27 protein-coding genes and 4 pseudogenes are annotated in these 26002 nt (G+C 33.4%); 10 read left to right on the forward strand and 21 right to left on the reverse strand.

Translation table 11 applies throughout. The features are described 5' to 3' along the window. Positions 1–7: 7 nt before the first annotated feature. From ACQ9BO_RS06340 to ACQ9BO_RS06350, 3 genes are all read right to left on the reverse strand, one after another. Complete coding sequence (locus ACQ9BO_RS06340) at positions 8–814, reverse strand: mechanosensitive ion channel family protein (RefSeq protein ID WP_431244035.1); 807 nt, start codon at positions 812–814, stop codon at positions 8–10. 98 nt (positions 815–912) lie between these two features. Next, positions 913–1296, reverse strand: a complete 384-nt coding sequence (locus ACQ9BO_RS06345; protein ID WP_431244036.1) for a YtxH domain-containing protein — start codon at positions 1294–1296, stop codon at positions 913–915. Between the two features lie 158 nt (positions 1297–1454). Continuing rightward, positions 1455–2354 (reverse strand): NifU family protein, encoded by a 900-nt coding sequence (locus ACQ9BO_RS06350; RefSeq protein ID WP_132989304.1) that lies wholly within the window; start codon positions 2352–2354, stop codon positions 1455–1457. Between the two features lie 143 nt (positions 2355–2497). On the opposite strand from ACQ9BO_RS06350, the gene ACQ9BO_RS06355 reads away from it, so the two are divergent. After that, on the forward strand, positions 2498–3487 hold the full coding sequence (locus tag ACQ9BO_RS06355) for a PorP/SprF family type IX secretion system membrane protein (RefSeq protein WP_431244037.1): 990 nt from the start codon (positions 2498–2500) through the stop codon (positions 3485–3487). 6 nt (positions 3488–3493) lie between these two features. After that, the gene (locus ACQ9BO_RS06360; protein WP_431244038.1) at positions 3494–4012 is read left to right on the forward strand and encodes a gamma carbonic anhydrase family protein; all 519 of its coding nucleotides are present in this window, start codon (positions 3494–3496) and stop codon (positions 4010–4012) included. 84 nt (positions 4013–4096) lie between these two features. Here ACQ9BO_RS06360 and ACQ9BO_RS06365 read toward each other — a convergent pair whose 3' ends face one another. The 8 genes from ACQ9BO_RS06365 to ACQ9BO_RS06400 form a co-directional block, all read right to left on the reverse strand. Further along, positions 4097–4597 carry a LytR/AlgR family response regulator transcription factor gene (locus ACQ9BO_RS06365; protein WP_431244039.1) on the reverse strand — a complete coding sequence of 167 codons (501 nt, stop codon included), beginning with the start codon at positions 4595–4597 and terminating at the stop codon, positions 4097–4099. Beyond that, a complete protein-coding gene (locus ACQ9BO_RS06370) occupies positions 4558–4812 on the reverse strand; it encodes a LytR/AlgR family response regulator transcription factor (RefSeq protein WP_431244040.1) in 255 nt (84 codons plus the stop codon). The genes ACQ9BO_RS06365 and ACQ9BO_RS06370 overlap by 40 nt, the downstream gene beginning before the upstream one ends. A 136-nt stretch (positions 4813–4948) precedes the next feature. After that, complete coding sequence (locus ACQ9BO_RS06375; protein WP_431244041.1) at positions 4949–5209, reverse strand: hypothetical protein; 261 nt, start codon at positions 5207–5209, stop codon at positions 4949–4951. Beyond that, positions 5154–6062, reverse strand: a complete 909-nt coding sequence (locus ACQ9BO_RS06380; protein WP_431244042.1) for a sensor histidine kinase — start codon at positions 6060–6062, stop codon at positions 5154–5156. The genes ACQ9BO_RS06375 and ACQ9BO_RS06380 overlap by 56 nt, the downstream gene beginning before the upstream one ends. Beyond that, positions 6063–6395: a DUF4907 domain-containing protein gene (locus ACQ9BO_RS06385; protein ID WP_431244043.1), complete on the reverse strand. Its 333-nt coding sequence runs from the start codon at positions 6393–6395 to the stop codon at positions 6063–6065. It abuts the gene before it with no gap. Then, positions 6385–6621: a hypothetical protein gene (locus tag ACQ9BO_RS06390; protein ID WP_431244044.1), complete on the reverse strand. Its 237-nt coding sequence runs from the start codon at positions 6619–6621 to the stop codon at positions 6385–6387. The genes ACQ9BO_RS06385 and ACQ9BO_RS06390 overlap by 11 nt, the downstream gene beginning before the upstream one ends. A 275-nt stretch (positions 6622–6896) precedes the next feature. Beyond that, positions 6897–7391, reverse strand: a complete 495-nt coding sequence (locus ACQ9BO_RS06395; RefSeq protein WP_431244045.1) for a kelch repeat-containing protein — start codon at positions 7389–7391, stop codon at positions 6897–6899. A 16-nt stretch (positions 7392–7407) separates the two neighbouring features. Continuing rightward, complete coding sequence (locus ACQ9BO_RS06400; protein ID WP_431244046.1) at positions 7408–8199, reverse strand: DUF6268 family outer membrane beta-barrel protein; 792 nt, start codon at positions 8197–8199, stop codon at positions 7408–7410. A 280-nt stretch (positions 8200–8479) separates the two neighbouring features. Between ACQ9BO_RS06400 and ACQ9BO_RS06405 the strand changes: the two genes are divergently transcribed. Both ACQ9BO_RS06405 and ACQ9BO_RS06410 read left to right on the forward strand, forming a co-directional pair. Further along, on the forward strand, positions 8480–9811 hold the full coding sequence (locus ACQ9BO_RS06405; protein WP_431244047.1) for a DUF4270 family protein: 1332 nt from the start codon (positions 8480–8482) through the stop codon (positions 9809–9811). Beyond that, positions 9812–10846, forward strand: a complete 1035-nt coding sequence (locus ACQ9BO_RS06410; protein ID WP_431244048.1) for an aromatic hydrocarbon degradation protein — start codon at positions 9812–9814, stop codon at positions 10844–10846. Positions 10847–11050: 204 nt separating this feature from the next. Here ACQ9BO_RS06410 and murI read toward each other — a convergent pair. From murI to ACQ9BO_RS06455, 9 genes and pseudogenes are all read right to left on the reverse strand, one after another. Continuing rightward, positions 11051–11826, reverse strand: a pseudogene (gene murI, locus ACQ9BO_RS06415) (glutamate racemase). A 154-nt stretch (positions 11827–11980) separates the two neighbouring features. Continuing rightward, positions 11981–12485, reverse strand: a pseudogene (locus tag ACQ9BO_RS06420) (OmpH family outer membrane protein). Between the two features lie 10 nt (positions 12486–12495). After that, positions 12496–13287 carry an OmpH family outer membrane protein gene (locus ACQ9BO_RS06425; protein ID WP_431244049.1) on the reverse strand — a complete coding sequence of 264 codons (792 nt, stop codon included), beginning with the start codon at positions 13285–13287 and terminating at the stop codon, positions 12496–12498. 44 nt (positions 13288–13331) lie between these two features. Beyond that, a complete protein-coding gene (locus ACQ9BO_RS06430) occupies positions 13332–13526 on the reverse strand; it encodes an OmpH family outer membrane protein (RefSeq protein ID WP_431244050.1) in 195 nt (64 codons plus the stop codon). A gap of 41 nt (positions 13527–13567) precedes the next feature. Beyond that, positions 13568–16315, reverse strand: coding sequence for a BamA/OMP85 family outer membrane protein (locus ACQ9BO_RS06435; protein ID WP_431244051.1), 2748 nt, complete (start codon positions 16313–16315; stop codon positions 13568–13570). Continuing rightward, positions 16248–16987 (reverse strand): annotated as a pseudogene (locus tag ACQ9BO_RS06440) (isoprenyl transferase). The gene ACQ9BO_RS06435 and the pseudogene ACQ9BO_RS06440 overlap by 68 nt, the downstream one beginning before the upstream one ends. Positions 16988–16991: 4 nt before the next feature. After that, the gene (locus ACQ9BO_RS06445) at positions 16992–17675 is read right to left on the reverse strand and encodes a DUF6089 family protein (protein ID WP_431244052.1); all 684 of its coding nucleotides are present in this window, start codon (positions 17673–17675) and stop codon (positions 16992–16994) included. A gap of 172 nt (positions 17676–17847) precedes the next feature. Next, entirely contained in the window at positions 17848–18732 is an 885-nt protein-coding gene (locus ACQ9BO_RS06450; protein ID WP_320569945.1) for an NAD kinase, read from the reverse strand. A gap of 101 nt (positions 18733–18833) precedes the next feature. Then, positions 18834–19493, reverse strand: coding sequence for a CBS domain-containing protein (locus tag ACQ9BO_RS06455; RefSeq protein ID WP_431244053.1), 660 nt, complete (start codon positions 19491–19493; stop codon positions 18834–18836). Between the two features lie 118 nt (positions 19494–19611). On the opposite strand from ACQ9BO_RS06455, the pseudogene ACQ9BO_RS06460 reads away from it, so the two are divergent. The 6 genes and pseudogenes from ACQ9BO_RS06460 to clpX all read left to right on the forward strand — a co-directional run bounded on the left by ACQ9BO_RS06460 (position 19612) and on the right by clpX (position 25444). Then, positions 19612–20324 (forward strand): annotated as a pseudogene (locus ACQ9BO_RS06460) (pyridoxine 5'-phosphate synthase). 100 nt (positions 20325–20424) lie between these two features. Continuing rightward, complete coding sequence (locus ACQ9BO_RS06465) at positions 20425–21189, forward strand: alpha/beta fold hydrolase (RefSeq protein WP_431244054.1); 765 nt, start codon at positions 20425–20427, stop codon at positions 21187–21189. Positions 21190–21243: 54 nt separating this feature from the next. Further along, positions 21244–21588 carry a phage holin family protein gene (locus ACQ9BO_RS06470; protein ID WP_132989319.1) on the forward strand — a complete coding sequence of 115 codons (345 nt, stop codon included), beginning with the start codon at positions 21244–21246 and terminating at the stop codon, positions 21586–21588. Positions 21589–21701: 113 nt separating this feature from the next. After that, positions 21702–23024 carry a trigger factor gene (locus tag ACQ9BO_RS06475; protein ID WP_431244055.1) on the forward strand — a complete coding sequence of 441 codons (1323 nt, stop codon included), beginning with the start codon at positions 21702–21704 and terminating at the stop codon, positions 23022–23024. A gap of 330 nt (positions 23025–23354) precedes the next feature. After that, positions 23355–24029 carry an ATP-dependent Clp endopeptidase proteolytic subunit ClpP gene (gene clpP, locus ACQ9BO_RS06480; protein ID WP_431244056.1) on the forward strand — a complete coding sequence of 225 codons (675 nt, stop codon included), beginning with the start codon at positions 23355–23357 and terminating at the stop codon, positions 24027–24029. A 182-nt stretch (positions 24030–24211) separates the two neighbouring features. Further along, positions 24212–25444, forward strand: a complete 1233-nt coding sequence (gene clpX / locus ACQ9BO_RS06485) for an ATP-dependent Clp protease ATP-binding subunit ClpX (protein ID WP_431244057.1) — start codon at positions 24212–24214, stop codon at positions 25442–25444. 206 nt (positions 25445–25650) lie between these two features. On the opposite strand, the gene ACQ9BO_RS06490 is transcribed toward clpX, so the two are convergent. Beyond that, a complete protein-coding gene (locus ACQ9BO_RS06490; RefSeq protein WP_431244058.1) occupies positions 25651–25833 on the reverse strand; it encodes a helix-turn-helix domain-containing protein in 183 nt (60 codons plus the stop codon). Positions 25834–26002 lie beyond the last annotated feature (169 nt).

A 26002-nucleotide genomic window follows, 5' to 3' on the forward strand; every position in this document is an offset into this window, starting at 1 on the left:
TCTATATTTATTTTTGAATTGTATAAGGCTGAACAGAAATTCCTGCTTGGTCTAAAGCTGTTTTGCAATTCTCTAAAGTTTCAGAAAAAACAGCGGAGTAATTGGCATTTTTGGCCCAAGGACGAACCGCAAAATCCACAGAACTTGCTGATAGATTTTTTACGAAAACCTCTGGTGCTGGAGTTTTAAGCACTTTTGGATTATTGTTTAAAGTAGCTAAAAGAATGTCTTTTGCTTTTTTAATATCAGAATCGTACGAAATTGAAAAAGTCAAATCGGCTCTTCTTTCTCCTTGCATCGAATAATTTATGATTGTTCCATTTGATAAAGCGCCATTTGGCACAAAAACAGTTTGGTTGTTTCCTGTCAACATTTTGGTCACAAAAATCTGGATTTCTAATACCGTTGCTACAATTCCTTGAGCTTCGATTGTATCGCCCACTTTGAAAGGTTTGAAAACAATGATAAGCATTCCGCCGGCAAAATTAGAAAGCGAACCTTGAAGCGATAAACCCACTGCAAGTCCCATTGCTCCTAAAATAGCTACAAAAGATGAAGTATCAATTCCGATTTTTGAAATAAAAGTTACAAACAATAAAACTCGGAGTGCCCACAATAAAATATCGGCGAGAAATTTAGTCAATGTAGGATCTAGATTTCTTTTTACCATTATTTTTCTAATCAGTCTGTTTATTAATCGAATGGCATATAATCCAACAAATAAAATCAGAAATGCAGAGAATAATTTTGGAGAATAATCTATTAATAAATTGATCAATCGAGTAGTGTAACTTGCTAATTGTTCTGGGCTCATAATTATATTTTAAGAATAAAAAAACCTTCTCAAAGCGAGAAGGCGTAAGATTTTGCAAATATAAAAAATATTTATTTTTATAAGAAAAGAATGCGGTTTTATTCCTTCTCAGCTTCTTCAATTTCTGGCTCGCTTGCATCAACAACAGTTTCAGTAACCAGTTTTTTAGCATCATCTGTGGTTTCAGCAGTAGCTTCTTTTATGCTTTCAATAACATCACTAATGGCATCAGAAGCTTTTTCGGCATATTCGCTTACCGTTTCTTTGGCTTGATGTGCATATTCTGTAGCAGTTTCAATAATTGGTTCTGAAGCTTCTTTTGCTTTCGCAATTGTTTCTTCAGCAAAAGCCTCTGCTTTTTCAATATAAGGAGTTGCGGCTTCTTTGGCTTGGTCAAAAGTAGTTTCGGCGTTATTTGCCAATTCATTTACTGATTCTTTGGTAGAGCCAAATAAATTTTTGAAAAAAGATGATAATCCCATAGTTTTTTATTGATTGGTTTAGAATTACAATATTAAACTTTTTTACAGAATTTCAATGTTTTTCTATTGATAATTTACTGAAAACAAGATTAATATAAGGTTAAATAAAAAAACGCCCACAATTTGCGGGCGTTTTCAAATACTGTTTTATTTTTAGATTAAGCGTTTAAAGCTTCAACTGTAATTGCTTCATCATTCAGCATGCTTTTCAACATATTTTCGATACCGCTTTTTAAAGTAAAAGTTGATGAAGGGCAACCACTGCAAGCGCCTTGCAGAATTACTTTTACCGTTTTGTTGTCTTCATTGTATGAATCAAAAGCAATGTTTCCACCATCTGCGGCAACGGCTGGTTTTACATATTCTTCTAAAATATTAATGATTTGCTGAGAAGTAACATCTAATTTGTCAAATGCTTCATCTTTTGTTGCTTCATTTTTGGCTTTAGTTTCAATCAAGCTTTCGTCAAGAACAGTTCCTCCATTTTCAATATATTGTTTGATGAAAGTTCTTAATTCCAAAGTAATTTCATCCCAATTGTTGATTTCATATTTTGTTACCGAAATATAGTTTTCATCAATAAAAATTTCTTTTACGTAAGGAAATTTGAACAATTCCTGTGCCAGCGGAGAAGAAGCAGTCTGATCAATATTTTTATATTCAACTGCATTTCTAGTCAACATTCTGCTAACAACAAATTTTAACGCCGCAGGATTTGGAGTCGTTTCTCCGTAAACCGTAATTGGCTGTTTTTTAGGTGCGTTTTCGTCAATGTTTACAATAACACCACCTTTGTCAACAAATGCCGCAATTTGCTCTGCTACAGCGTCTTTTACATCATCCCAATCAACGATACTGAATCGCTCGATTGCAATAAAATTTCCTGAAATATAAACTGTTTTTACAAACGGAAGATAAAATAATTGTTGTGCAAGAGGCGAAGATTTAGCCTCGTCAATGTTTTTGAACTCAAAATTTTGATTTCTTGTGATGAAATCATCAAACTCAAATTTAAGAATGGTAGGGTTTTGAGTTTCTTTTATAGTGATTTTTGTCATGGTCGTATATTTTTTGCAAATTTAGTAAAGTTATTTTCTACTAATACTTATATTTGGTTTTTTAATAAAATAATTAAGACTCTTTACAAATAAATCGTATTAAATTAGAAGAGTCAAAAATTTCCTTAAACAATTTTGCCTTTATGAAATTTAGAATCAAGGTTTTGTTCATTTTTTTGATTACCTCATTTTATTCCTATTCGCAAGAAGGAATTCCTGTTTACTCAGATTACTTGTCTGATAACCTTTATTTGATTCATCCATCGATGGCAGGTGCGGCAAATTGTGCAAAAGTTAGATTGACAGCAAGAAAACAATGGTTTGGTGAAGAAGATGCGCCATCATTGCAAACTTTAAGTTTTAATGGTAGAGTAGGAGAACGTTCTGGAGCCGGAATTATTGTTTTTAATGATAAAAATGGATATCATTCTCAAAAAGGACTAAAGCTTACTTATGCGCATCATATTATGTTTTCTAGAGATGAACTTGATTTGAATCAGCTTTCATTTGGTATCAGCGGAGGCGTTATTCAGAGTCAATTAGATGAAACTAAATTTGGAGGAACTTTTGATCCAATTGTTTTCGGTTCTATTCAAAAAGATTCTTATTTCAATGTTGATGTTGGAGCTTCGTATAATTATTTAAACTTTTATGCGCATGCAACGGTTCAGGGATTGCTTGAAACTAGAAGAGATTTATATACTGATTACGAAAGTGATAATTTGAGAAAGTTTTTGCTGAGTGCAGGATATGTTTTTGGCAAAAATGACAACTTCACTTGGGAGCCTTCAGTATTGCTTCAGGTTTTTGATAAGACAAAAGAAAAAACAATCGACTTGAATTTTAAAGGCTATAAAAACATGGATTTTGGAAGTTTATGGGCCGCATTGTCATACAGAAGAAGTTTTGATGGCGCACAATACAGTACAGGAAGTGGTGTAAAGGCGCAAAAACTGCAATATTTTACGCCGATAATTGGAATCAATTATAACAATTTTATGTTTGCGTATACCTACTCACAAGTTATGGGTGATGTAAAATTCGATACAGGTGCCTATCACCAAATTACTTTAGGAATCAATTTATTTTGCAAAAAAGAACGTTACGATTGTAATTGTCCTGCTATTAATTAATATGTTATGTTGATCAAGTCTGTAAAAGGAAAATCGCCTTCGATCCCAGAAGATTGCTATGTTGCTGAAAATGCGACTATTGTAGGTGATGTATCTTTTGGACACTCTTGTAGTGTTTGGTTCAATGCCGTTGTTCGCGGTGATGTTCACTTTATTAAAATTGGAAATAAAGTAAATATTCAAGATGGAGCAATTATTCATTGCACCTATCAAAAACATCCAACAATTATTGGAAATAATGTTTCAATTGGCCATAATGCCATTGTTCACGGTTGTACAGTTCATGATAATGTTTTAATTGGAATGGGTGCTATTGTAATGGATAATTGCGTAATAGAAAGTAATGCCATTATTGCGGCAGGGGCGGTTATTACTCAAAATACAGTTGTAGAGTCAGGAACTATTTATGCAGGTGTTCCGGCAAAAAAAGTAAAAGATATTGATCAGTCTAATTTTGCAGGGGAAATCGAGCGTATTTCGAATAATTATGTAATGTATTCTGGTTGGTTTAAAAACGAAGAATAAACAATAAATATTAAAAATTTAAAATCCCAAATTCCAATTGTTTATAAGACTTGGAATTTGGGATTTTTTTATTGGAATTTAAAATTACAAATTGATTTTTTCAAAAAAAGCAGTCTTATAGCTTTCACTGATTGGAATTCGCTTGTCACTAATCAAAACCTTATTTTTTTGTATCGATTTGACATGTTTTATATTGATGATATAAGATCTATGAATTCGTGAAAAACCTTTGCTGGAAAGCAAGTTTTCAAGTTTTATTAAACTGATTAAAGTCAGCGTGAATTTATTGTCTGTTGTGTAGATTTTTACATAATCTTTCAATCCTTCAATAAATAAGATATCCGAAAAATTCATTTTCACGTTTTCATATTCGGCTCTTACAAACATAAAATCCTGCTCTAATTCAGGAGCTGTTGTATTTTCAGAAATAGCTTGGATTGCAGTTGCTGGATTCACAATTTGCTGTGCTCTTACAACCGATTTTAGAAAACGATGAAACGGAATTGGTTTTACCAAATAATCTACAGCTCCAAGATTGAAACCTTCTACAGCATAATCAGAATAAGCAGTAGTGAAAATGACCAAAGGCTTTTTTCAATAGTATTCAAAAAATCAATTCCGGAGAAATGTGGCATCTGAATGTCTAGAAAAATTAAATCGACATTGTTTTGATTGATAAAAGAAACAGCATCAATAGCATTATTGAAAGTGCTGACTAATTCAAGATAATCTACTTTCTTGACAAAATCTTCTAATAATTCAACTGCTAAAGGTTCGTCATCAATAATTACACATTTCATTCTGCTGGAAATTAGATTATAAAAAGTTTTGTTTTGGTGCTCAAAAGTACTTTGAAATCAATTAATTAAGTTTTAAAATTTTCATAAAATAAGTCTTTATTTTATAATTATCTCTTAACGTTTCAGCATAAAATTTTTAATTTATAGCGGTTTGAATTTGATCCAAATTTAAATTCAGATGCACTCGATAATAGGCATTATCTTGTGTTATAGTAAGCTGATGCGCGTTTGGATAAAGCAAATCAAGTCGGCTTTGAATATTGACCAAACCAATTCCTGAGTTTTCAGGATCTTTAACATAGTTTTCGATTGTATTTTCGATCCAAAAATCGAGACTATTTTCATGAATGAAAATTTTGATTTTTACGTGCGCTGGCGCCTTTGTAATCTGTTCCATATTTAAAGGCATTTTCAACAAATGAAATCAAAAGCAGTGGTTCGATAAATTTATTACGAGTATCGCCGTGCACATTTATGACAATGTCTTCAATATTGTTTAATCGAAGTTTTTGCAGTTCAATATAATTCTGAATATAATTGATCTCTTTTTCTAAAGCCACCGTTTTGTTATCCGTTTCATACAACATGTATCGCATGAGTTCAGATAATGTCACGATGGCATCAGGGACCAAATCAGATTTCTTGTGTGCTAATGAATAAATACTGTTTAAGGAATTGAATAAAAAATGCGGATTTGTTTGTTTTCGCAAATAAATCAATTCAGTACTTGTTCTATGAGTTTCGGCAATTAATTTATTTTGCTGATTATTATAAAATTCAGCCAATGTTCTAATAATTGCGCTTATAGTAATAATTAAAATATAGAAAAAAGAAGGGCCAATTTTAAAGAAAAGAGGTTGTCGCCTAATTTCGGTTCTAAAATGAGGTCCTCCTTTTGGAAAAAATTTAGGATCAGGCATCATTCTTGGCGCTCCCATATTTTCAGGTCTTAAATGTCTGAATTCCGGAAGGAAATAATTAGTTCGGATGACCATGAACAATACGATAAGAGCCAAAACAAAAATAAAGTATAGCCAATATTTTTTCTCTAAAAGCAAAGCTGGAACCAAGTAAAAATAGTTGAGATAAAACAATATAATTCCGGTAACCCATTGCGCATAAAAATCAGTATTGATTTTGAAAGGACTTTCATAAAATTGAATTAAAGAAGTCAATATAAAGAAAATCCATATGATGCAATGAAATAGAATTTTGTTTGAGTTAGTATTTTTAATGGCGTCTAGCTTCATTTACAATTTTATTTTTAATAAAATTAAATCATTTTTCGTTATAGTTGGCGACATATTTTGGTCGAGTTTGCTAACCACTAAATGTGCAGTTTTTAATGCATCTTCTTCAGATGAAAAACTTTTTACAGTGCTGATTACAGGGATGATAGACTGTTTGATTAGGATTTTGTTTTTGGCTGAAATCGTATATCCCCAGCCTGTTTTAGTTTGGAAAGAATCGATTTTAAATGTTTCTGCTTTTGTGCATGCGCCGAATTGCAAAACAAGTAAAATAAACAATAAATTCTTCTGGATTTTATTCCAGAAGAATTGTTTTTTTGTATTAATTGTCATCGTCGCTTTGTTCGTCAAGTGGTTTAAATTCCCAGGCATCATCAAAATAAGTTGATCCAACTCGTCCAAGCATATAAAATCCGCGGTTGTTGATTGCAAAACCTACAGCATCTGTTCTGGTCGCACCTTCCATAGAAGTTCTTTCAACCCAAAGATCTGTTGATGGGTTGTACTCCCAAACCGTTTTTACACCATCGCCGCCTACAACATATCCTAAGCCATTCATTGAAAAACTTGATGCATTTGAACGCGTTACGGCATAATCATCATTGTAAGTGTAATCGTCATCAATGTCTTTATCGATATCACGTTTTCTAGTCCAAGCGTCTGATGCAGGATCAAATTCCCAAAAATCTTCTTGATAAACACCATTGTTGATTCCAGTTCCTAAATAAGCTTTGTCGCCAATTATAAAAACAGTAGCATTACGTCTTTTGTTTCCACTAAAACCGTTTACTAATGTCCAAGCATTTGTTTGGTCATTATATTGATAGAAATCTTTCAGATAGTTTCCGTCATAACCAGTTCCAAAATAAGCTTTTCCGCCAACTTGAAATCCAAGTGCGCCATAACGCCCAGTTCCAGCAAAATCTGTTTTTTGAGTCCAGCTGTTGCTTGTTGGGTCATATTGAAAAAATCTTTTAATTTATTTGTTCCATCGTAACCAAGACCTACATATCCTTTTTCGTTCAAAGCAAAACTTGATGCAGAACTTCTTCCAACACCAATAAAATCAGCTTTTTGTTCCCAATAATCGCCATTTGAATTATAAGCCCACAAATCTTTTAAATACACATCGCCGGTATAACCAGTTGCTACATATGCATAATCACCAATAACGAAACTTGTGGCACTAGATCTCGCAGGGCCATCAAATGCCGACTTTTTAATCCAGTTTCCAATCAAATCGTCATCGTCATCATCATTACTGCGACCTACAAAAACAAGAGCTGAAAATAGAGTCGCGAATAATATTCCTTTTTTCAAATTATTCATAATGTATTAAATTTATTTATTGTTTGTATTTGATCCCAATTCCTAAAATGTATCCGTTTCCAGTATTAAAATTGTATATAGTGTGGTCTTCAGAATCGGTGAGTTTGTAATTTTTGTTGAAATCATACCCAGCCTTAAAATTCAAAAACCAATTTCCATCTACATTTCGCTCATATTCAAATGCTGTAGTCATTTGTGACAAACTCATTCTTGATGCATTATAATATAAATCAGACTTTTGGTCTAAATTGTAAAAGCTACCATTGAAGCTGTTTGTTAAACTGAATTTGTTTCGGATATTATTTGAGTATGAAATTTTGGTATCCGGAAATCCAATCGAAATAGTGCTTTCTTCACTTAAATTATAGTTTATTGCCGCAACAGGAATGAATTTTGGATTTCCGAAAACTGTAGATCGCGCCACTCCAAGTGAAATATTTGTATTAGAACTCAATTGCTGGTTGATTTCAAAGCTTCCCAAAAGCGTAAAATCAGATGCTTCTAAATTTTGCTGATAGCTAAACATTGGCGTAAGCGAAAATTTCAACTTTGTTTTTTCCCAAGCTTGAAACGAATAATCTGTTTTATTGTGAAATTGATTAAACCGATCTAAATTTTCAAGTTCCGAAAAATTATTAAAATCATAATTTACATTCAGCTTAGAATATTCAGTTGTATTGGTGAGCTGATTTTTAGTGTTTATTTTTTTATTAAATACTACCGAAATACTACTCTCATTAAAATCAATTTTATCAGTAGGTTCTGTTTTTACATTCACATTTGCCGAAAAAGTTTCTTGAGCCTTCATACTAAAAAATGAAATTGTAAAAAACGAACATATTAAAAGCCTTATTCTCATTGCATAATTATTGGTTCAAAAGTAGGTGGCTGATGCTTTTAAAAAAAGAATATATATGTATGGCGTTTTTTGATAGACTAAATTGCCTTTTTTAAGGCTGAATTGAAGATTTGTTTGTGCTAAGGTATTATAGATGATTTTTTGCTGTTTGTAGTGCAAAAAAGCATGGCTGTATATGTTATAGTGCCGTGCAGAATGAGGCATTTTATATTTGCTCAAAAATTTTATTATGCACAAGTTTATATTGATGTTCTTTTTTGCGATCACGATTATTTCGTGCGGTACAGATACCGATGCTGGAGAATTTGTTGTGGGGTCTGATTATTTGGCCGTGAACAATAAAGTTATTATGATCGACACTGTTACGGTTGATATGGCGACAATAAATTTTGACTCATTGATTACTTCAAATCAGAGCAGAATTTTAGTTGGAAATTATGATGATCCTATTTTGGGAAAAGTAAAATCAAATAGTTACTTTCAGTTAGTCGCCGACTCCTATACCTTAAATTCAGGTGGCGGTTCTGATACTGAAACTGTGAATTACGTGTTTGATTCGATTGCCGTGATTTTAAAATACGATAATTATTACTATGGAGATACGACAAGTGTGCAGACACTTAATGTTCACAGATTAACGCAAAGAGTAAAACCAAATACCGAAGATGAAAATTTCTACAATAATTCTTCATTGACCTATGGTGATGAAAGTATAGGAAGTATTTCGTATAAGCCAAGGCCACTAGAAAAAGATTCTATCACAATAAAAATGAGTGATGCTTTTGGTTCTGCACTTTTTCAGAAATTAAAAAAGAGAGAAATTACAGATTTTGATAGTTTTTCTGAATATCTCAAGGGATTGGTTATTGTTCCTTCTACAACAAATTCTTCGAGCATGATTGGCTTTCATGTTTCGACCAGCAAAGTACGGTTGTACTACTCCAAATATCAAGCAGACACTGAAGAGATATCTTATACATTAGATTTTACAATTGCTGACGCAACAAGGCAGTTTAATTCTATTTCGTTAGATAAAACAGGAACTCTGATTCAGAATTTGCCTATTTCGAGCAGTAAATTATCAAGTTCGCTCACAGATCGGCAAGGTTTTATTCAGTCGGGAACAGGACTCGCATGCAGAATTGATTTTCCAAACATTAAGCAACTCAAATATATTTCAGATAATGGAGCAATTGTCAATGCTGAACTTATTTTAAAACCTGTCAATAATACTTATTCGGCTAAATATCCTTTGGCAGATTCTTTGTCTGTTTTTGTAGCAGATAAATTAAACCGAATAAGTACTTCTTTAGTAAATTCTGCTGGAACTACGGTTTATGGTGTTTTAAATAAAAAAAGTGACGAGTTCAATGAAGATGTTGGATATTCAATTCCGGTTGGGAACTTTTTGCAGAAAGAAATGCTAAAAACAACAGATTCAAAATCCTCTCTGATTTTAACATTGCCAGGAATTTACAAAACAGTAAATCGAATCGTTTTAGGCGATCAAAAACACCCAAACAATAAAGTTCAATTGAAAATTTATTATATCTCCTATTAAATGAAAAGTAAAATCATTTATTTAAGTTGCTTCATCTTGTTGTCGCTGACTTCATTTTCTCAAAGTATTTCAAGTTCGCCTTATTCGCTTTATGGAGTGGGTAGTGTGTATGATTCTGATTTTGGAATTCTTCCTTCAATTGGTTCCTCGGGTATGGCATTGCCATCAGATACTTTTATCAATAATTTAAATCCCGCATCATTAGGTTTTACTTCTTTAAATCACTTTATGTTTGATATTGGAGGAAAAGCTATAACAACTATTTATCAAAGCGACTCGCGTAGTGAAAAGCGAAATAATTTCCAGTTTTCACACATGGCTTTTGCTTTTCCGGTTACTAAAAACTCAGGATTTAGTATGGCATTGCGTCCATATTCGAGTGCGGCTTTTAAAATTTCAAATCTAAAATTGCCGATAGAAGGAAGCCAGGAATATTACTACTTAACCGCAGTTGGATCTGGCGGATTGAATAATTTTGATTTTTCGTATGGATATCGATTTGGGAAAAAACTTTCTGTTGGTTTTGCTGGCTCAGTATTATTCGGAAGCACTACAGATGAAAGGCATTACCTGATTACAAACACACTCACAACCATTAGCAAGAAAACTAGTTATAAAGGTGTTCGAGCAACATTCGGCGCGCAATATAAAATCGATTCAACTTTTACAATTGCTCCAGTGATCAAGCTTCCTTCTCAAGTCAATGCTTCAAAAGTACAAAGCGTTGCAACTATTGCAGATGATGTGACAACAACAATTCAGTCAGAGGTTGCGTCAGATATAGACGATTACTATATGCCTTTAGAAATAGGAGTGGGGATTAGCAAACGTTTCAAGAATAATTTAAATATGACTTTAGATTATGAAAAGAGCTTTTGGGATGATACCAAACAATCTGAACTGTACGGGAATTTTGTAAACCAAGACCGATTTGCGCTTGGTTTTACTTATAGGCAAAAAAAGATTACCGAAAATATTGGGACCGTGTTCAATATGCAATGGGAGCCAATTTTGATAACGGATATCTTGAAGTAGATGGCAAACGCATAAATAATGCGACAGTTTCAATTGGTCTTTCGTTACCGATAGAAAATACATTGACAACCCTGAATATATCCTATTCGTATGGACAAAAAGGGAGAATATCGGATAATTTAATTAAAGAAAATTATCATAAATTATCTCTGAATTTATCCTTAGACGGAATATGGTTCGTCAAGCGAAAGTTTGAGTAACTCCTTAGAAGTCTTTTTTGATCACTGGATATTTGTGGTCTAAAATTGATTCTAATACTGCAGGATTTGAATTAACATAAAATTCAGGCGCAACGTCTTTAAGATCTGAGAAACCAACTTTATCACGCAAAATATTTTGGGTCTGACGGGCCACTGCTTCACCAGAATCTATAATCTGGATGTGGTCCGGCAGAATTTTTTTATTTGAGGAATCAAGTACGGATAATGACTACAACCCAAAACAAGATAATCAATATTAGCATCGATCATTGGCTTTAAGTACGATTCTAAAAGCGCTGTCATTTCTGGCGAGTTTAAATTTCCGTCTTCAATAAGCTGTACTAAACCATGACCCACTTGCTCAATGATTGTGGTATTCTGAAACATTTCGGCAGTTTTATTAAACAGCTCGCTGTTCAAAGTTCCTTTAGTAGCTAAAATACCAATAACTTGAGTTTTTGAATTATTTGTCGCAGGCTTAATCGCAGGCTCAATGCCAACAAACGGAATATCGTAATCAGCACGTAGTTCACGAATAGCATTTGTTGTTGCTGTATTGCAAGCTACAACAATCAATTTACAGCCTCTTTCAATTAAAAATTCTGCATTCTTTTTGCTGAGTGCAACAATTTCTTCTTTGGTTCTTTGACCATAGGGAGCATTTTTGCTATCGGCTAAATAAATAGTTTTTTCGTTTGGAAGGAGATTATGAATTTCATTCCAGATTGAAGTTCCTCCAATTCCAGAATCAAAAACGCCTATAGGATTATTGTTTGTCATAAATACAAATTTAGTATTTTTTGAAATAAATTGATATTTGAATTTAGCTGAAATCTGCGAATTATTTTCTTTTTTTATTTTAATTTATTGTAAAAAAAACTGCTCGATACTTTTGAAAGTTTGAGCAGTTTTTTAATAATGAAGAATTCGTTTATTAGAATCCTAAATCTTTTTTAACATCAGCAGTGATGTTTGGACCATCAGCTAAGATAAGGCTAGAACCGTCTAAAACGTATTGGTAACCTTTAGCTTTTCCAACTTTTTGGATAGAAGCTTTCACTTTCTCCATAATTGGTTTCATGATGTCATTGTCTTTTTGTTGTAGTTCTTTTTGTGCATTGTCTCTGTAATCAACAATTCTTTTTTGCATGTCTTGAACTTCTTTAGCACGCTCTGTGTTAACAGCTTCAGTAGCTTGTGTAGATTCTTGCTCGTACTTTTTGATTTTAGTTTGGTATTCGTCTACCATTTTTTTGTATTCAGCGTCGTATGTACCACTTAATTTTTGCAATTGATTTTGTGCATCTAGCATAGCAGGCATTTTCGACATAATCTCGCTAACATCAACATGGGCAACCTTAGCCTGTGCATTCATTGTGTTACTTGCTCCTAAAATTAGAACGGCAAGCAATTAGTAAAGTTTTGATTTGTTTCATCATTTTTAAAATATTAATTAATTATTGGTCGTATTAGGTTTTTGCGTTTCGGCTTCTTTTGCTTTTTTAGTACTTCTCTTTCTTCTAATATTTTCTTTCTTCTTTCTTCTAGTTCTTTTTTACGCTGTTCGTAAAGTTTTTGCCTTTCAGTCGCTTTATCTACTGCTGGTTCAGTTGTTGCTGGTGCAGTTTCAGTAGTTGTCGCAGGTTTTGCGGTTGTTCCGTCAGTTTTGACGGCTTCAGTAGTCTTAGGTTGCTTCAGTTGTTTTTGCAGGTTCAGAAACCGTGCCATTTTTTTAGCTTCTCTTTCGGCTTGTATGGCTTTTCTTCTATCGTCGTATTCTTTTTTCTTAGCCTCTTGTTCTAATCGTCTGTCTTCAATTAGCTTTTCTCTCATGACTCTTTTTTCATCAAGTGCTTTTTGTCGATCAGCCATCGCTGGGTTTTCGTCAATAGCATTTTCTTTGGCTTCTTTAACTTCCTGATCTTTCAATTGTTTTTTAGTCAATTGCTCTCTTTTGTCAGTTCTGTTTAAGATACGAATAACTTGATCGCTAATATCAAATTTCTTGTTGCTGAAAAGCATTGTCAAATCTGAAGACTTATCAAAAATAAAATCATAATTTTTAGCTTCTGCGATATCTTGTACTGCCGTAAAAACTTGATCTTGGATTGGTTTAGCCAATGCGGCTTTTTGGTGAATCAGATTTCCATCAGAACCAAATTGCTTTTGCTGATAATCCATCATTTCTGTTTCCAGAAATTTTATTTCAGTTTCTCTTTCATCAATAAGCTCTTTTGTCAAAAGTGCTTTTTCTGCTTTTAAGCTTTCTTTCAGTTTGTTTATTTCTATTTTTTGGATTCAATTTCTTGTTTCCATTTTTGAGCTTTCAGCTCCAATTGAGCTGTCGCCTCTTTATAGTCAGAAACGTTTTCAAGAATATACTCCATGTCTATATAGCCAATTCTTGTCGTTCTTGTCTGTGCCTGACTTGTATTTGCTACAATCAAGGCTAAAAATAAAAATAAAAACTGTTTTCTCATAACATAACTTTATTGATGATTTTTAACCAAACGCTAATTGTCTAAAATTGTTGTCCAATAATGAAATGAGTTTCCCATCCATTTGGTTTATTGGTAACAGAATTAGGAAGTGCGTCGAAACCGTAACCAAAATCGATTCCTAATAATCCAAATGCTGGCATGAATACACGTAATCCTACACCTGCAGAACGGCTCAAATCAAACGGATTGTAATCCTTAAATTGAGGATAAGATGCACCTGCTTCTAAGAATGTCAACGCATAAATTGATGCTGACGATTTTAGTGTAATAGGATAACGTAACTCCATAGAGAATTTGTTATAGATTGTTGCTCCAATCTGTTGACCCGCGACATTTGTAGGAGTCAATGATCCGTTTGGATAACCTCTTAAACCAATAGTCTCTCTACCATCCATTGAGTATTGCGCCATTCCGTCTCCTCCTAAATAAAAACGCTCAAACGGTACAACTCCTCTTGCTTGATCATAAGCTCCTAAGAAACCAAATTCTGTCAATGTTCTTAAGACTAATTTTCCATAAACTTTAGTATACCAGTCTGCTTTGAATTTAATTTTATAATATTCTAACCAGTTGTATTTCTTTTGATCGACCTTAGCCTGATCTGTATCAGCACTTGCATAATCAGATCCTACACTAACCGTTTTTCCTTGAGCGTCAGTTTTATAGTAATCACCATTATTAAGTGGTTGACCATAATCATCTGATCCGTTTGTACCTGTATATTGTTTTTTGTATTCTTTTTGATTTCCTAAATCAGAATAATTAACTCCGTTAAATAATGAATACGGAGGTGTTACTTTTGCCGAAATACTAAATTCCGAACCATACATTGGGAAAATAGGGTTTGTACCTTTATTATTTCTAGTAAGACCGATGGTGTAAGCAAGGTTTCGTGATGCTCCGTTACCAAAGGTAAACAATCCAGTGTAATAGTTGTTCAAGTCATAATGCTGATAACTTACAGATTGTGATAATACAAAGAAGTCATCTGGCACTGTTAAACGTTTTGCTAAACCAACTTGTACAGTAAAAATATTAAAACTTTTGCTTTTATCAACAGTTCTTGTTGCATAATTGTTGTTGAACTGTTTACTGTATGAAATGGCAGAACTAAATTGTACTGGTTTCTTTCCTCCAAACCATGGCTCAGAAAATGACAAACTATACGTTTGGAAATATGTACTTCCTTGTAAACGAAGTGCTACTTTTTGACCATCTCCCATCGGAAGTGGTTTGTACGATTCTTTGTTGAATATATTTCTAGCTGAGAAGTTGTTGAATGAAAGACCTAAAGTTCCGATGAAACCACCTCCACCGTATCCTCCTTGAAGCTCGACCTGGCTAGATCCTTTTTCAACAAGTTGGTATTCGATATCTACTGTTCCGGCTCCAGCATCTACATTTCTAAATTCTGGTTTGATAGATTCCGGATCGAAGAAACCTAACTGACCAATTTCACGAATTGTTCTAACTAATTCTTCTTTGCTGTATTTGTTTCCAGGTTTAGTTCTTAACTCACGATATATAACGTGGTCATTTGTTTTGTCGTTTCCTGTAACATATATTTTGTTGAAATAAGCAATTGGACCTTCTGTTACTCTAATTTCAAAATCAATTGTATCATTAGCTGTTCTAGTCTCTACCGCGTTGATATTAGAGAACAAGTAACCATTGTTTTGGTACAAGTTTGTAATGTCTTCTGCATCAGGTTTTGATTTGTCTGCGATACGTTTTTCTAGTAAAACTCCGTTGTAAATTTCTCCTTTTTTAATACCTAAAATACGGTGTAAAAATTGGTCAGAATAAACAGTATTTCCTAAAAATTTAATGTTACCAAAGTAGTATTTGTTTCCTTCTTCGACATTAATTTTTATGGCAAGCATATTTTTGTCCTTATTATAAGTAACAGAGTCGTAAATGATACGAGCATCGCGATAGCCTTTTTCTTTGTAGGCCGCAATCACTTTTTCTAAGTCAGTTTTGTATTTTTCAGGAATAAATTTTGATGCTTTTAAAACACGAAGTACGTTTTTTTGTTTCGTGTCTTTCATTGCGGCTCTTAATTGAGTGTCAGTAAGTTGTTTGTTTCCAGTGAAATCAATACTGCTAATTTTTACCTTATCGCCCTTGTCAATTCGAACCAACATGTTTACTTGGTTTCCAGCAGTGGTGTCAGGTGTATTTGTAATAGTAACTTTTGTATTATAGTAGCCTTCTTTTTTATATTTGTTTTCAATATAATTTTTAGTCGTCGTAATCAAGTTTTCATTGACAATCTTGCTTTTTGTCAAATTATTATCTTTAATAAGTCCCTCAATTTTGCTCTTCTTGACACCAACGATTTTAACTTCGTTCAATTTAGGAAGCTCAACAATATTCAGGTCTAGATAGATACTGTCGTGTTCAACTTTATTGATGTAAAACGAGATTTCGTCAAAAAGGCCAAGTTTACCTAATTTTTTAATAGCGCTACTGATTTCTTCACCAGGTACAGTAATTTCCTGCCCTTTTTGAAGGCCAGAGAAAGTAACAACTGTTTGTTCATTGAAGCTTATTTTACCAACTACAGAAACTTTAGCAAGAATATATTTTTTTCCTTGATCAAAAGGAACTCGCTCTTGTGCTTTTATTTGTGAAAAACTACCCAAAAATAATAGGGTACAGATTAATTGTGGTATTCTCTTTTGTAACACTAAAAAATTATTTAATTTGTTCACTTGTTTTTCCAAATCTACGTTCTCTTTTTTGATAACTAATGATAGCCTCATATAAATCTTGATCTTTAAAGTCTGGCCATAAGACATTCGTAAAATACAATTCTGCGTAGGCAATCTGCCATAGCAAAAAGTTACTTATTCTATGTTCTCCACTTGTTCGTATTAATAAATCTACGTCAGGTAAATTTTGCGTGTAAAGATGCTCATTTATAATTGAATCGTCAATAGTGTCTAATGAAATTATATTATTTTTAACTTTATCGCTGATGATTCTCACGGCATTTACCAATTCTTCTCTCGATCCGTAACTTAAAGCCAGTGTAAGCGTAAGACGAGTGTTGTTTTTCGTCTTCTCCATAACGTCTAAAAGTTCTTTTTGGGCTGATTTTGGCAATTTATCAAGATTCCCGATAGCGTTTAGTCTGATATTGTTTTCTTGTAAAGTAACTAGCTCTTTTTTTAATGAATTGATCAATATTTTCATTAATGCTTCAACTTCCAATTTTGGTCGATTCCAATTTTCAGTAGAAAAAGCATATAATGTCAAATACTCTATGCCAAGTTTGGCGCAGGTTGTAATTGTTTTTTTACTGATTTTGTACCGTTTTCATGGCCAAAAGCGCGTAAAAAACCTTGTTGTTTAGCCCAACGTCCGTTTCCGTCCATAATAATGGCAAGGTGTTTAGGCAAATTTTTGTGATCTATAGAGTCTAGTAAATTCATTTTGTTATTCTGCGCAATAGCAAGGTTTTTGTCCAAAGGTATAAGTCAGTGTAATGCCAGAGAACACATACCAGTCATTATTATTTAAATTTCCAAAACGCAAATTCGAAAGATTGCTGTTTGAAGGATAGCTTCCATCAATATTATCTGTAAAAGTATAGCGGGCACCAACTTCGGCTCCTATAATAAAGTGAGGCGTTACATTTGATTTGATTCCTAAAGTCATCGGAATGGCAATCGAACTTGAAGTTTTGTCCTTGTAGGTATAGCCTCCTTGAATGTATAGATCATCATAAAAAAAGTAACTTAAACCTGTATATATATAAGGTGTAACTTTTGTATGGTAATCGTGCAGATTAAAATCGAAAAAATTAAATTCTAAACCGGCAGAAAGCTCTTTGATGTTGTTTCTAAAGCTGTATCCTCGATTGTATCTTCCTGATTCTTCTGAGTCTACATCATTTCCGGAAACAGTAGATTGTGTATACGAAAAGCGGTACGCATGACGCGGACTTTTATTCCATTTGTATAATACACCAAAAGCCAGTTTGTCTGGATTGATATAAGTCGTACTTCCGACGTCGCCAATAAAGTTGCTTCCACCAAGAAAAACACCTAACTCATTTATTTGAGCATGAAGTGTAATAAAGGGGAAAAAACATAACAATAAATTAAAAATTTTCTTCATTTAATTCAAAATTGCGTGCAAATATAATAATTATCGATACGAATCAACGTCGCTTTAGTTAAATGTGCTTTTTTTCAATTTACATTATGATTTTGAGACATTTAATGCGGATTCGATACATGCAGAACGAGAAAAAGTGGTATTATCGTATAGTCGGGTGTCAGAAAAGGGCTTAATTTCTCTTGTCTTCGCCCCAGAGCAATTTGTTTCTTAATGTTTTCAGGAAAGTTTCGCCAGGAATCTCTACCATTTTGATTTTATAATCTGTTTTTTTGATTTTTAAAATAGACTCGTTTTTTACAGATGAAATTCTTGAATCCAAAGAAACTAAGTATTGATCTTCTCTTCCTGAAACGCGTAAAGTTATTTCGGTATCATCAGGAATAACAAGCGGTCTTGCAGTTAAGTTGTGTGGGGCAATTGGTGTTATGACTAAGCTTTTTACATCTGGCGTTAAAATAGGTCCGCCACAACTTAAAGAATATCCAGTAGAGCCTGTTGGTGTTGAAATGATTAATCCGTCGGCCCAATAAGAATTTAGGTATTCGTTGTTTAAATACGTTTCTACAGTAATCATCGAAGTGGTGTCTTTACGGCTGACAGTTACTTCGTTCATTGCAAAATTCAATTCTGCGAAAGCTTCATTATTTGGTTCAGAAGTTAATCCAAGAAGAGTTCTTTCTGAAGTAGTATAATTTTGATCGATCACGTACTGCAATAAGATGTCGATGTTTTCTTTTTGAACTTTAGCAAGAAAACCCAATCGGCCTGCATTGATTCCTAAAAGTGGCACGCCAGAATTTCGGACCAGAGCCGCAGATCTTAAAACGGTTCCATCTCCGCCAATACTAATCAGCATTTCAAAACTATTGTCTAGAATAGTGCTCGATGAAAAAGTTTTATACTCTTTTTTTACAAGCTGTTTTTCATAAAGCATTTCCAGAAAATTCTCTTCAATAACAATTTCAACATTATTGGTAGTAAAAAACAAAAAAATGTCTTTTATAATAGGCTCGGTGCTGTTTTGATAATATTGTCCGTAAATGGCTATTTTCATTCTTTTTAAATTAGATAATTTGTCAATGTGTCAATTAGATAATTGTTTTAAAATGCGAAAATTATCTAATTGGCTAATTTTCTCATTGGCACATTCATAATTTATATGTTGAGATATTTGTCTAAGTAATCTGAGCGTTCTTTCAAGCTGTTGATGTAAGCATCTTCTTGGTGTTCAGAAATAATTTCGTAATTATATCGTCTGAAAGTCTGGATAATCTCATTCAAAGGACCAGTTCCGATTTTTACTGTAATCTGAACATTTTCAAGATCAGCTTCAGAAATAAAACAGCCAAGGACTTTGCCGTTGTTGCTCTCAACAATTTGAGCAATTTGCCCCATAGAATAATCCAAAAGCCCTTTTTGAACAATTATGATTCCTCCCTGTTCTTTTAAAAATGGAGTTTCCTGAAAGAATTTCATGATATCTTCCATTTCATAGTAGCCAATATAACTGTTGTTTTCGTCTAATACAGGAACCGTATTGGTGTGATTTTTGGCAAAAACCTCAAGAACGTCAAGCCAAATCATTGATTTTCGGGCGAAAAAGCGTTCTAAAGTATATTTGTAGTCAATTGCTTTTTTATCGGTGTCAAAAGTTTCAATGTCATCAGCCGCAATACTGCCAATGAAAATCCCATCTTCTAAAATTGGGAAATGAGAAAAATTCACATCGATAAAAAAATCCTGAATCGAGGCTATCGTTTCCTGACTATCAATCGCTCTGTAATCATTGGTGATATAGTTTGTAATTTCTGTCATAAATCAATTGAAGATATTTCCTTTGCAAAATAATCAAAAAATACGAAAAACTACGACGTTTTACTTTGTATTTTTGTCATTACAAATATAGTGTTACTAGAATTAATTATCTATTTATATGACAAAGTTAAGTGTTAATATCAATAAAATTGCAACTTTAAGAAATGCACGTGGTGGGAATGTTCCTGATTTGTTAAAAGTAGCTGTGGATATTCAGAAATTTGGAGCTCAAGGAATTACTATTCATCCGCGTCCAGACGAGCGTCACATACGTTATCAGGACGCTCGCGATTTAAAAGCAATTGTTACGACAGAATATAATATTGAAGGAAATCCGCAACATAATTTTATTGATTTGGTTTTAGAATGCAAGCCTGATCAAGTGACGCTGGTTCCTGATGCAATTGGAGCAATTACATCTTCTGCAGGTTGGGATACTATCAAAAATCAAGAATATTTGACTGAAGTTATTCAGGAATTTCAGAGAAACGGAATCAGAACTTCGATTTTTGTTGATCCTGTTTTAGAAATTATTGAAGGAGCAAAAAAACAGGAACTGATAGAATTGAATTATACACCGAAGCTTTTGCGCATCAATACGAATTAGGGAATAAAAACGGAATTGAGCCTTACACAAAAGCCGCAGTATTGGCAAACGAATTAGGTTTAGGAATCAATGCTGGACATGATTTGAGTTTAGATAACATCAAATTTTTCAAAGAGAATATTCCAGGTTTATTGGAGGTTTCTATTGGTCACGCCTTAATTTCGGAAGCGCTTTATCTTGGATTGGATAATACGGTAAATATGTATCTGAATAAATTGAAATAACTTTTGTGAATCTTCGCGATTTCTTTGTGAGTCTTTGTGGAATATTACACAGAGTTGCACAAAGATTTTCGCAAAGCCTCTCAAAGAAAAAAATATATAAATGTTATACTCAAAAATAGAAGGTGAAGGAAAACCATTCATCATCATGCACGGTTTTCTTGGAATGTCTGATAATTGGAAAACACTTGCTGGACAATATGTAGAAGCCGGTTTTCAGGTTCATATTTTAGATTTAAGAAACCACGGGCGCAGTTTTCATTCAGATGAATGGAGTTATGAAGCAATGGTTCAAGATGTATTTGAATATTGCCAAGCAAATAATTTGACAAGAATTGACATGCTTGGACATTCAATGGGAGGAAAAGTAGCAATGCTTTTTGCTACAACACATCCTGAAATTGTCGATAAATTAATCGTAGCCGATATTGGTCCGAGATTTTATAAACAACATCATCAAGATATTTTGGCAGGTTTGAATGCAGTGGATTTTTCTGTTAAGCCAAGCCGAAATGACGTTGAAGCAATCGTTGCGCAATATGTGCCAGATTTTGGAACGCGCCAATTTTTGCTTAAAAATTTATATTGGAAAGAGCCGGGACAATTGGCTTTTAGATTTAATCTAGAGGTTTTTAATAATAATTTGGATGCTATTGGAAAACCTTTGGCAGAAGGTTTGGTTTTCAATAATCCAACATTATTTATAAGAGGAGGGAATTCTGGCTATATTCAGGATGAAGATATTGATGCAATAAAAGAGCATTTTCCGAATTTAAAACTAGAAACAATTCCAAATGCAGGACATTGGCTTCATGCCGAAAACCCTAAAATGTTTTTCGAAATGACTACTACGTTTTTAAAGGAGTAGTTATTTTTGATAAAAATTTTATTACTTTTAAATGAATTTTAAACCTGAAAAACTATGAAATTATTACTTAGACTTCTTGTTACTGCGGCTTTGGTTTTATTATTATCTAACCTTTTGACGGGGGTTGTTGTCACTAGTTTTGGAACCGCTGTAATTGTTGCAGTAGTTTTAGGCTTGTTGAATATTTTTATAAAACCAATTTTGGTGATTTTGACTTTGCCGGTAACAGTGGTGACACTTGGTTTGTTTTTGTTGGTCATAAATGCAGTAATGATTCTGTTATGTACTAAAATTGTTGGTGGTTTCGCAGTCGATTCATTCTGGACGGCATTAATTTTTAGTGTTATTTTGTCTGTTCTGCAATCGATCACTTATAAAATACTGGGAGACGATAAATAAAACAAATTGAGCAGATTAAAACTGCTTCAAATACAATAGATTAAAAACTTGGTTGGGTTGCAAAAATTTTATAATTTTGCAACCCAATTTTATTATGTAAATTAAAGAAGAAGATGGATATTAAAAGAGTAGCAATAGACGCTGTAAACGAGACGATTGTTATGAACGTTGTTCATATGGATTATAAAGGTCAAGTAGCAAAAAGAATTAACGAAAAAATGCCTTTGGCGCAAGTAAAAGGATTTAGAAAAGGGGCTGTGCCTAAAGATCTTGTTGAAAAACAGTACGGAAAAGCTATTAAGCAAGAAGAGATCAAAAAAGTAGTTGATTTGGCTTTAGAGCGTTATATTCAATCTGAAAGATTAAATCTTTTAGGAACTCCGCTTCCAAAAGTAAATGAAAACCTTGATTGGAATGCAGAAGAATTAACTTTTGAGTTCGAAATTGGTTTAGTGCCAAACTTCGAAATTGATTTAGAAGCTAAAAATAATATCGTAAAATATATTGTTACTGCTGACGATAAATTAATCGACGGACAAGTAGAGCGTATCCAAAAACAATTTGGAAAAGCAGTTCCTCAAGAAGTATCTGATGCAAAATCTGACTTGACTGGAACTTTCTCAAGCGAAGCAAACGGGATTAATAATACAACTACAATTGCTGTAGATGCATTCAGCAAAAAAGCTCAAAAACAATTCACAGGTAAAAAAGTTGGAGATGTTGTTACAGTAAGCACAAAAGGTTTATTCGAAGACGATCACCAATTAATGGATTACTTAAAAGTTGGTCACGAAGGTGTTCACGGTTTAGATGTTGAAGTTAACTTTACTATTGAAGCAATCAACGGTTCTGAGCCTGCGGAATTAAACCAAGAATTATTTGACAAACTTTTTGGTGAAGGAAAAGTTGCTTCTTTAGAAGATTTAAAAGCTAAAATTAAAGAAGATGCTGAGTCTCAATTCGCTCAACAAGCTGACCAAAAATTATTATTAGACGTTCAAGATTTCTTGATCGAGAACACAAAATTCGATTTGCCAGCTGAATTCTTGAAAAAATGGTTGCAAACTGTTGGAGAGAAAAAATTAACTGCTGAAGAAGCAGAAGTTGAATACGCAAGATCTGAAAAAGGTTTGCGTTTCCAATTAATCGAAGGAAAAGCTTTAGCTCAAAGCAATATCCAAATTACATTTGAGGATTTGAAAGAGTTTACATCAAACGCTATCAGACAGCAAATGGCTCAATTTGGTCAAACAAACCCAACTGACGAAGAAGTTCAAGGAATCGTGGCTAGAGTTTTATCTAACCAAGACGAAGTGAAAAGACTTTCTGAGCAAGTTGTAGCGACTAAAATGTTAGATATTTTCAAAGAAAAAGCTAACCCAACAACTAAAGAGGTTACTTACGAAGAATTTATCGTCGCGTCTTACGGAGAATAAATTTTAGTCTGAAAGTCGAAAGTTCTAAAGTCGAAAGTTAAGAAGTATACTTTTTAAAAATTAAGATTTTATTACAGAAACTGAAAGATAAAAATAATTATATTTGAACGTCAATGGAAGTTTTTCTTCTATTGACGTTCTTTTTTTGTTTCAGGTTTCAAGTTGGCAAACGTTTCCTAGTTTAAAAAAAACTTAGAATCTTAGCACCTTAGAATCTTAGCATCTTTAAAAAGAAGACAAATTGGCATCCTTTATAAAAAGGTATGAACTTTGTTTAATTCGTTTGAGTCACTTGTTGACTTTAGACTTTTCACCTTATAAACTAAAAATATGAACTACGGTAAAGAATTCAAAAAATTTGCTACAAAGCACCAAGGAGTAAACGCAATGTATTACGATAAAATCGTTGCGACGATGAATCCAACTAATATGACTCCATACATTATCGAAGAGCGTCAGTTGAACGTTTCTCAATTAGATGTTTTTTCTAGATTAATGATGGACAGAATTATCTTTTTAGGAACTGGTATCGACGATCAAATCGCAAATATCGTTCAAGCACAATTATTATTCTTAGAAAGTGCTGATGCTTCAAAAGATATTCAGATTTACTTAAACTCTCCAGGAGGAAGTGTTTATGCAGGTTTAGGAATTTATGATACTATGCAATACATCAAGCCAGATGTTGCTACAATTTGCACAGGAATGGCGGCTTCTATGGGAGCGGTTTTATTATGTGCAGGAGCAGAAGGAAAACGTTCTGCATTGCCTCACTCAAGAGTAATGATTCACCAGCCATCTGGAGGAGCGCAAGGTGTTGCTACAGATATGGAAATCAACTTACGTGAGATGTTGAAATTAAAAGATGAATTATACAACATCATTTCACACCATTCTGGACAAACTTTTGACAAAGTGCACAAAGACAGTGAGCGTGATTACTGGATGAAAGCAGACGAAGCAAAAGAGTACGGAATGATCGACGAAGTATTAAGAAGAGGATAAATTTTTAAAAGGTTCAAAGTTGCAAAGGAACTAAGGTCCTAAGGTCAACTTGAAACTTGAAACAAAATTAAACTTCAAACAAAAATAAATATTAAGTCGCAAAGAATTAAGTTTTTAAGTTTTAATTAAAATAAAAAGCTTAGAAACTTAGTATCTTTGCGACTTAGTAACTTAAATAAAGAATGGCAAAAGTAGTTTTAGAATGTTCGTTTTGTGGAAGAAAAAAGCCAGAAACTAATTTATTAATTGCCGGGATTAATGCACATATCTGTGATAAGTGTATTGAGCAAGCGCACGGAATCGTATTAGAAGAGTTAAAATCCAGCGGAAATGCTAAACTGGTTGGGGACTTAATTTTAAAGAAACCAAAAGAAATTAGAGCTTTCTTGGATCAATATGTTATTGGTCAGGATCAGACTAAAAAAGTAATGTCGGTTGCGGTTTACAATCACTACAAGCGTTTAATGCAACAGCAATTAGACGATGAAGTTGAGATTGAAAAAAGTAACATTATAATGGTAGGACAAACCGGAACAGGAAAAACATTAGTTGCAAAAACAATTGCAAAAATGTTAGACGTTCCTTTGGCAATTGTTGATGCAACTGTATTGACAGAAGCTGGTTATGTTGGAGAAGATGTTGAAAGTATTTTGACTCGTCTTTTGCAAGTCGCAGATTATGATGTAACCAAAGCAGAAAGAGGAATCGTATTTATTGATGAAATTGATAAAATTGCTCGTAAAAGCGACAATCCGTCAATAACTCGTGATGTTTCTGGAGAAGGTGTTCAACAAGCGTTGCTTAAATTATTAGAAGGAACGATCGTAAACGTACCACCAAAAGGAGGGCGTAAACATCCAGACCAAAAATTTGTTGAAGTGAATACGCAAAATATCTTGTTTATTGCAGGTGGAGCTTTTGATGGAGTTGAGCGTATTATTTCAAAACGTTTGAATCGTCAAGCAGTTGGTTATTCAACTTCTAAGAATGCAGATAACATCGACAAAGACAATTTGTTGCAATATATTATTCCGAAGGACATTAAAGATTTTGGATTGATTCCTGAGATTATTGGTCGTCTTCCGGTTTTAACACACATGGATCCTTTAGATAGAGAAACATTGCGTGCTATTTTGACACAGCCTAAAAATGCTTTGGTAAAACAATACCAAAAATTATTCTTAATGGATGATGTTGAATTCACCATTACAGATGAAGCTTTGGATTTTATTGTTGATAAAGCTTTGGAATACAAATTAGGAGCTCGTGGATTGCGTTCGCTATGTGAAGCAATTTTGACAGATGCAATGTATGAACTGCCAAGTTCTGATGATACGACTTTGACAATTGACAAAGAATATGCAGAACATACTTTGAGTAAAAATTTATTGAAACGAATGGAAATTGCTTCTTAAAGTATTCAAATAACTTTGACAAAGTGCAATTATAAACCTGTTCATTTTTTTGAGCAGGTTTTTTTATTTTTAGGCCTTTTGAAAACAAAAACTTCTCATTTAGCCCTGATCGAAACGGCATCCTTTTGTGGTGGGGTTCACCACAAAAGATATAGTGTAGAGCAGGACAAGACTTCTGTCGAAACTGATATTTCTGCTCCTAAAAATTACTGAACCCTAAACTTCTCACGATATTCAATAGGTTTCATTCCAACCATTTTATAAAATACTTTTCTGAATGCTTTTGGATCGTTGTATCCTGTTTTTTCGATAATTTCTGAAATTGAAAGTCTGCGTTTGTTCCAAATATTTTTTGGAGCTTTCGACTCTAATATTTTGCAGATATTCAATTGGCGGAATTCCAGTTACTTGCTTGAATCGGCGCGTCATGTTGCGCGCACTTGTTGGAATGTCTTTTGTGATTTCTTCCAGTTTTTCAATGGTGTGATACTGGCTTTCAATTTTTTGCTGTAATTGCGCTACCAAAGCGTCATTGTGCAAATGATTTGGTCTGAATGT

The organism is Flavobacterium sp. P21, assembly GCF_050632225.1.
Lineage (GTDB): Bacteria > Bacteroidota > Bacteroidia > Flavobacteriales > Flavobacteriaceae > Flavobacterium.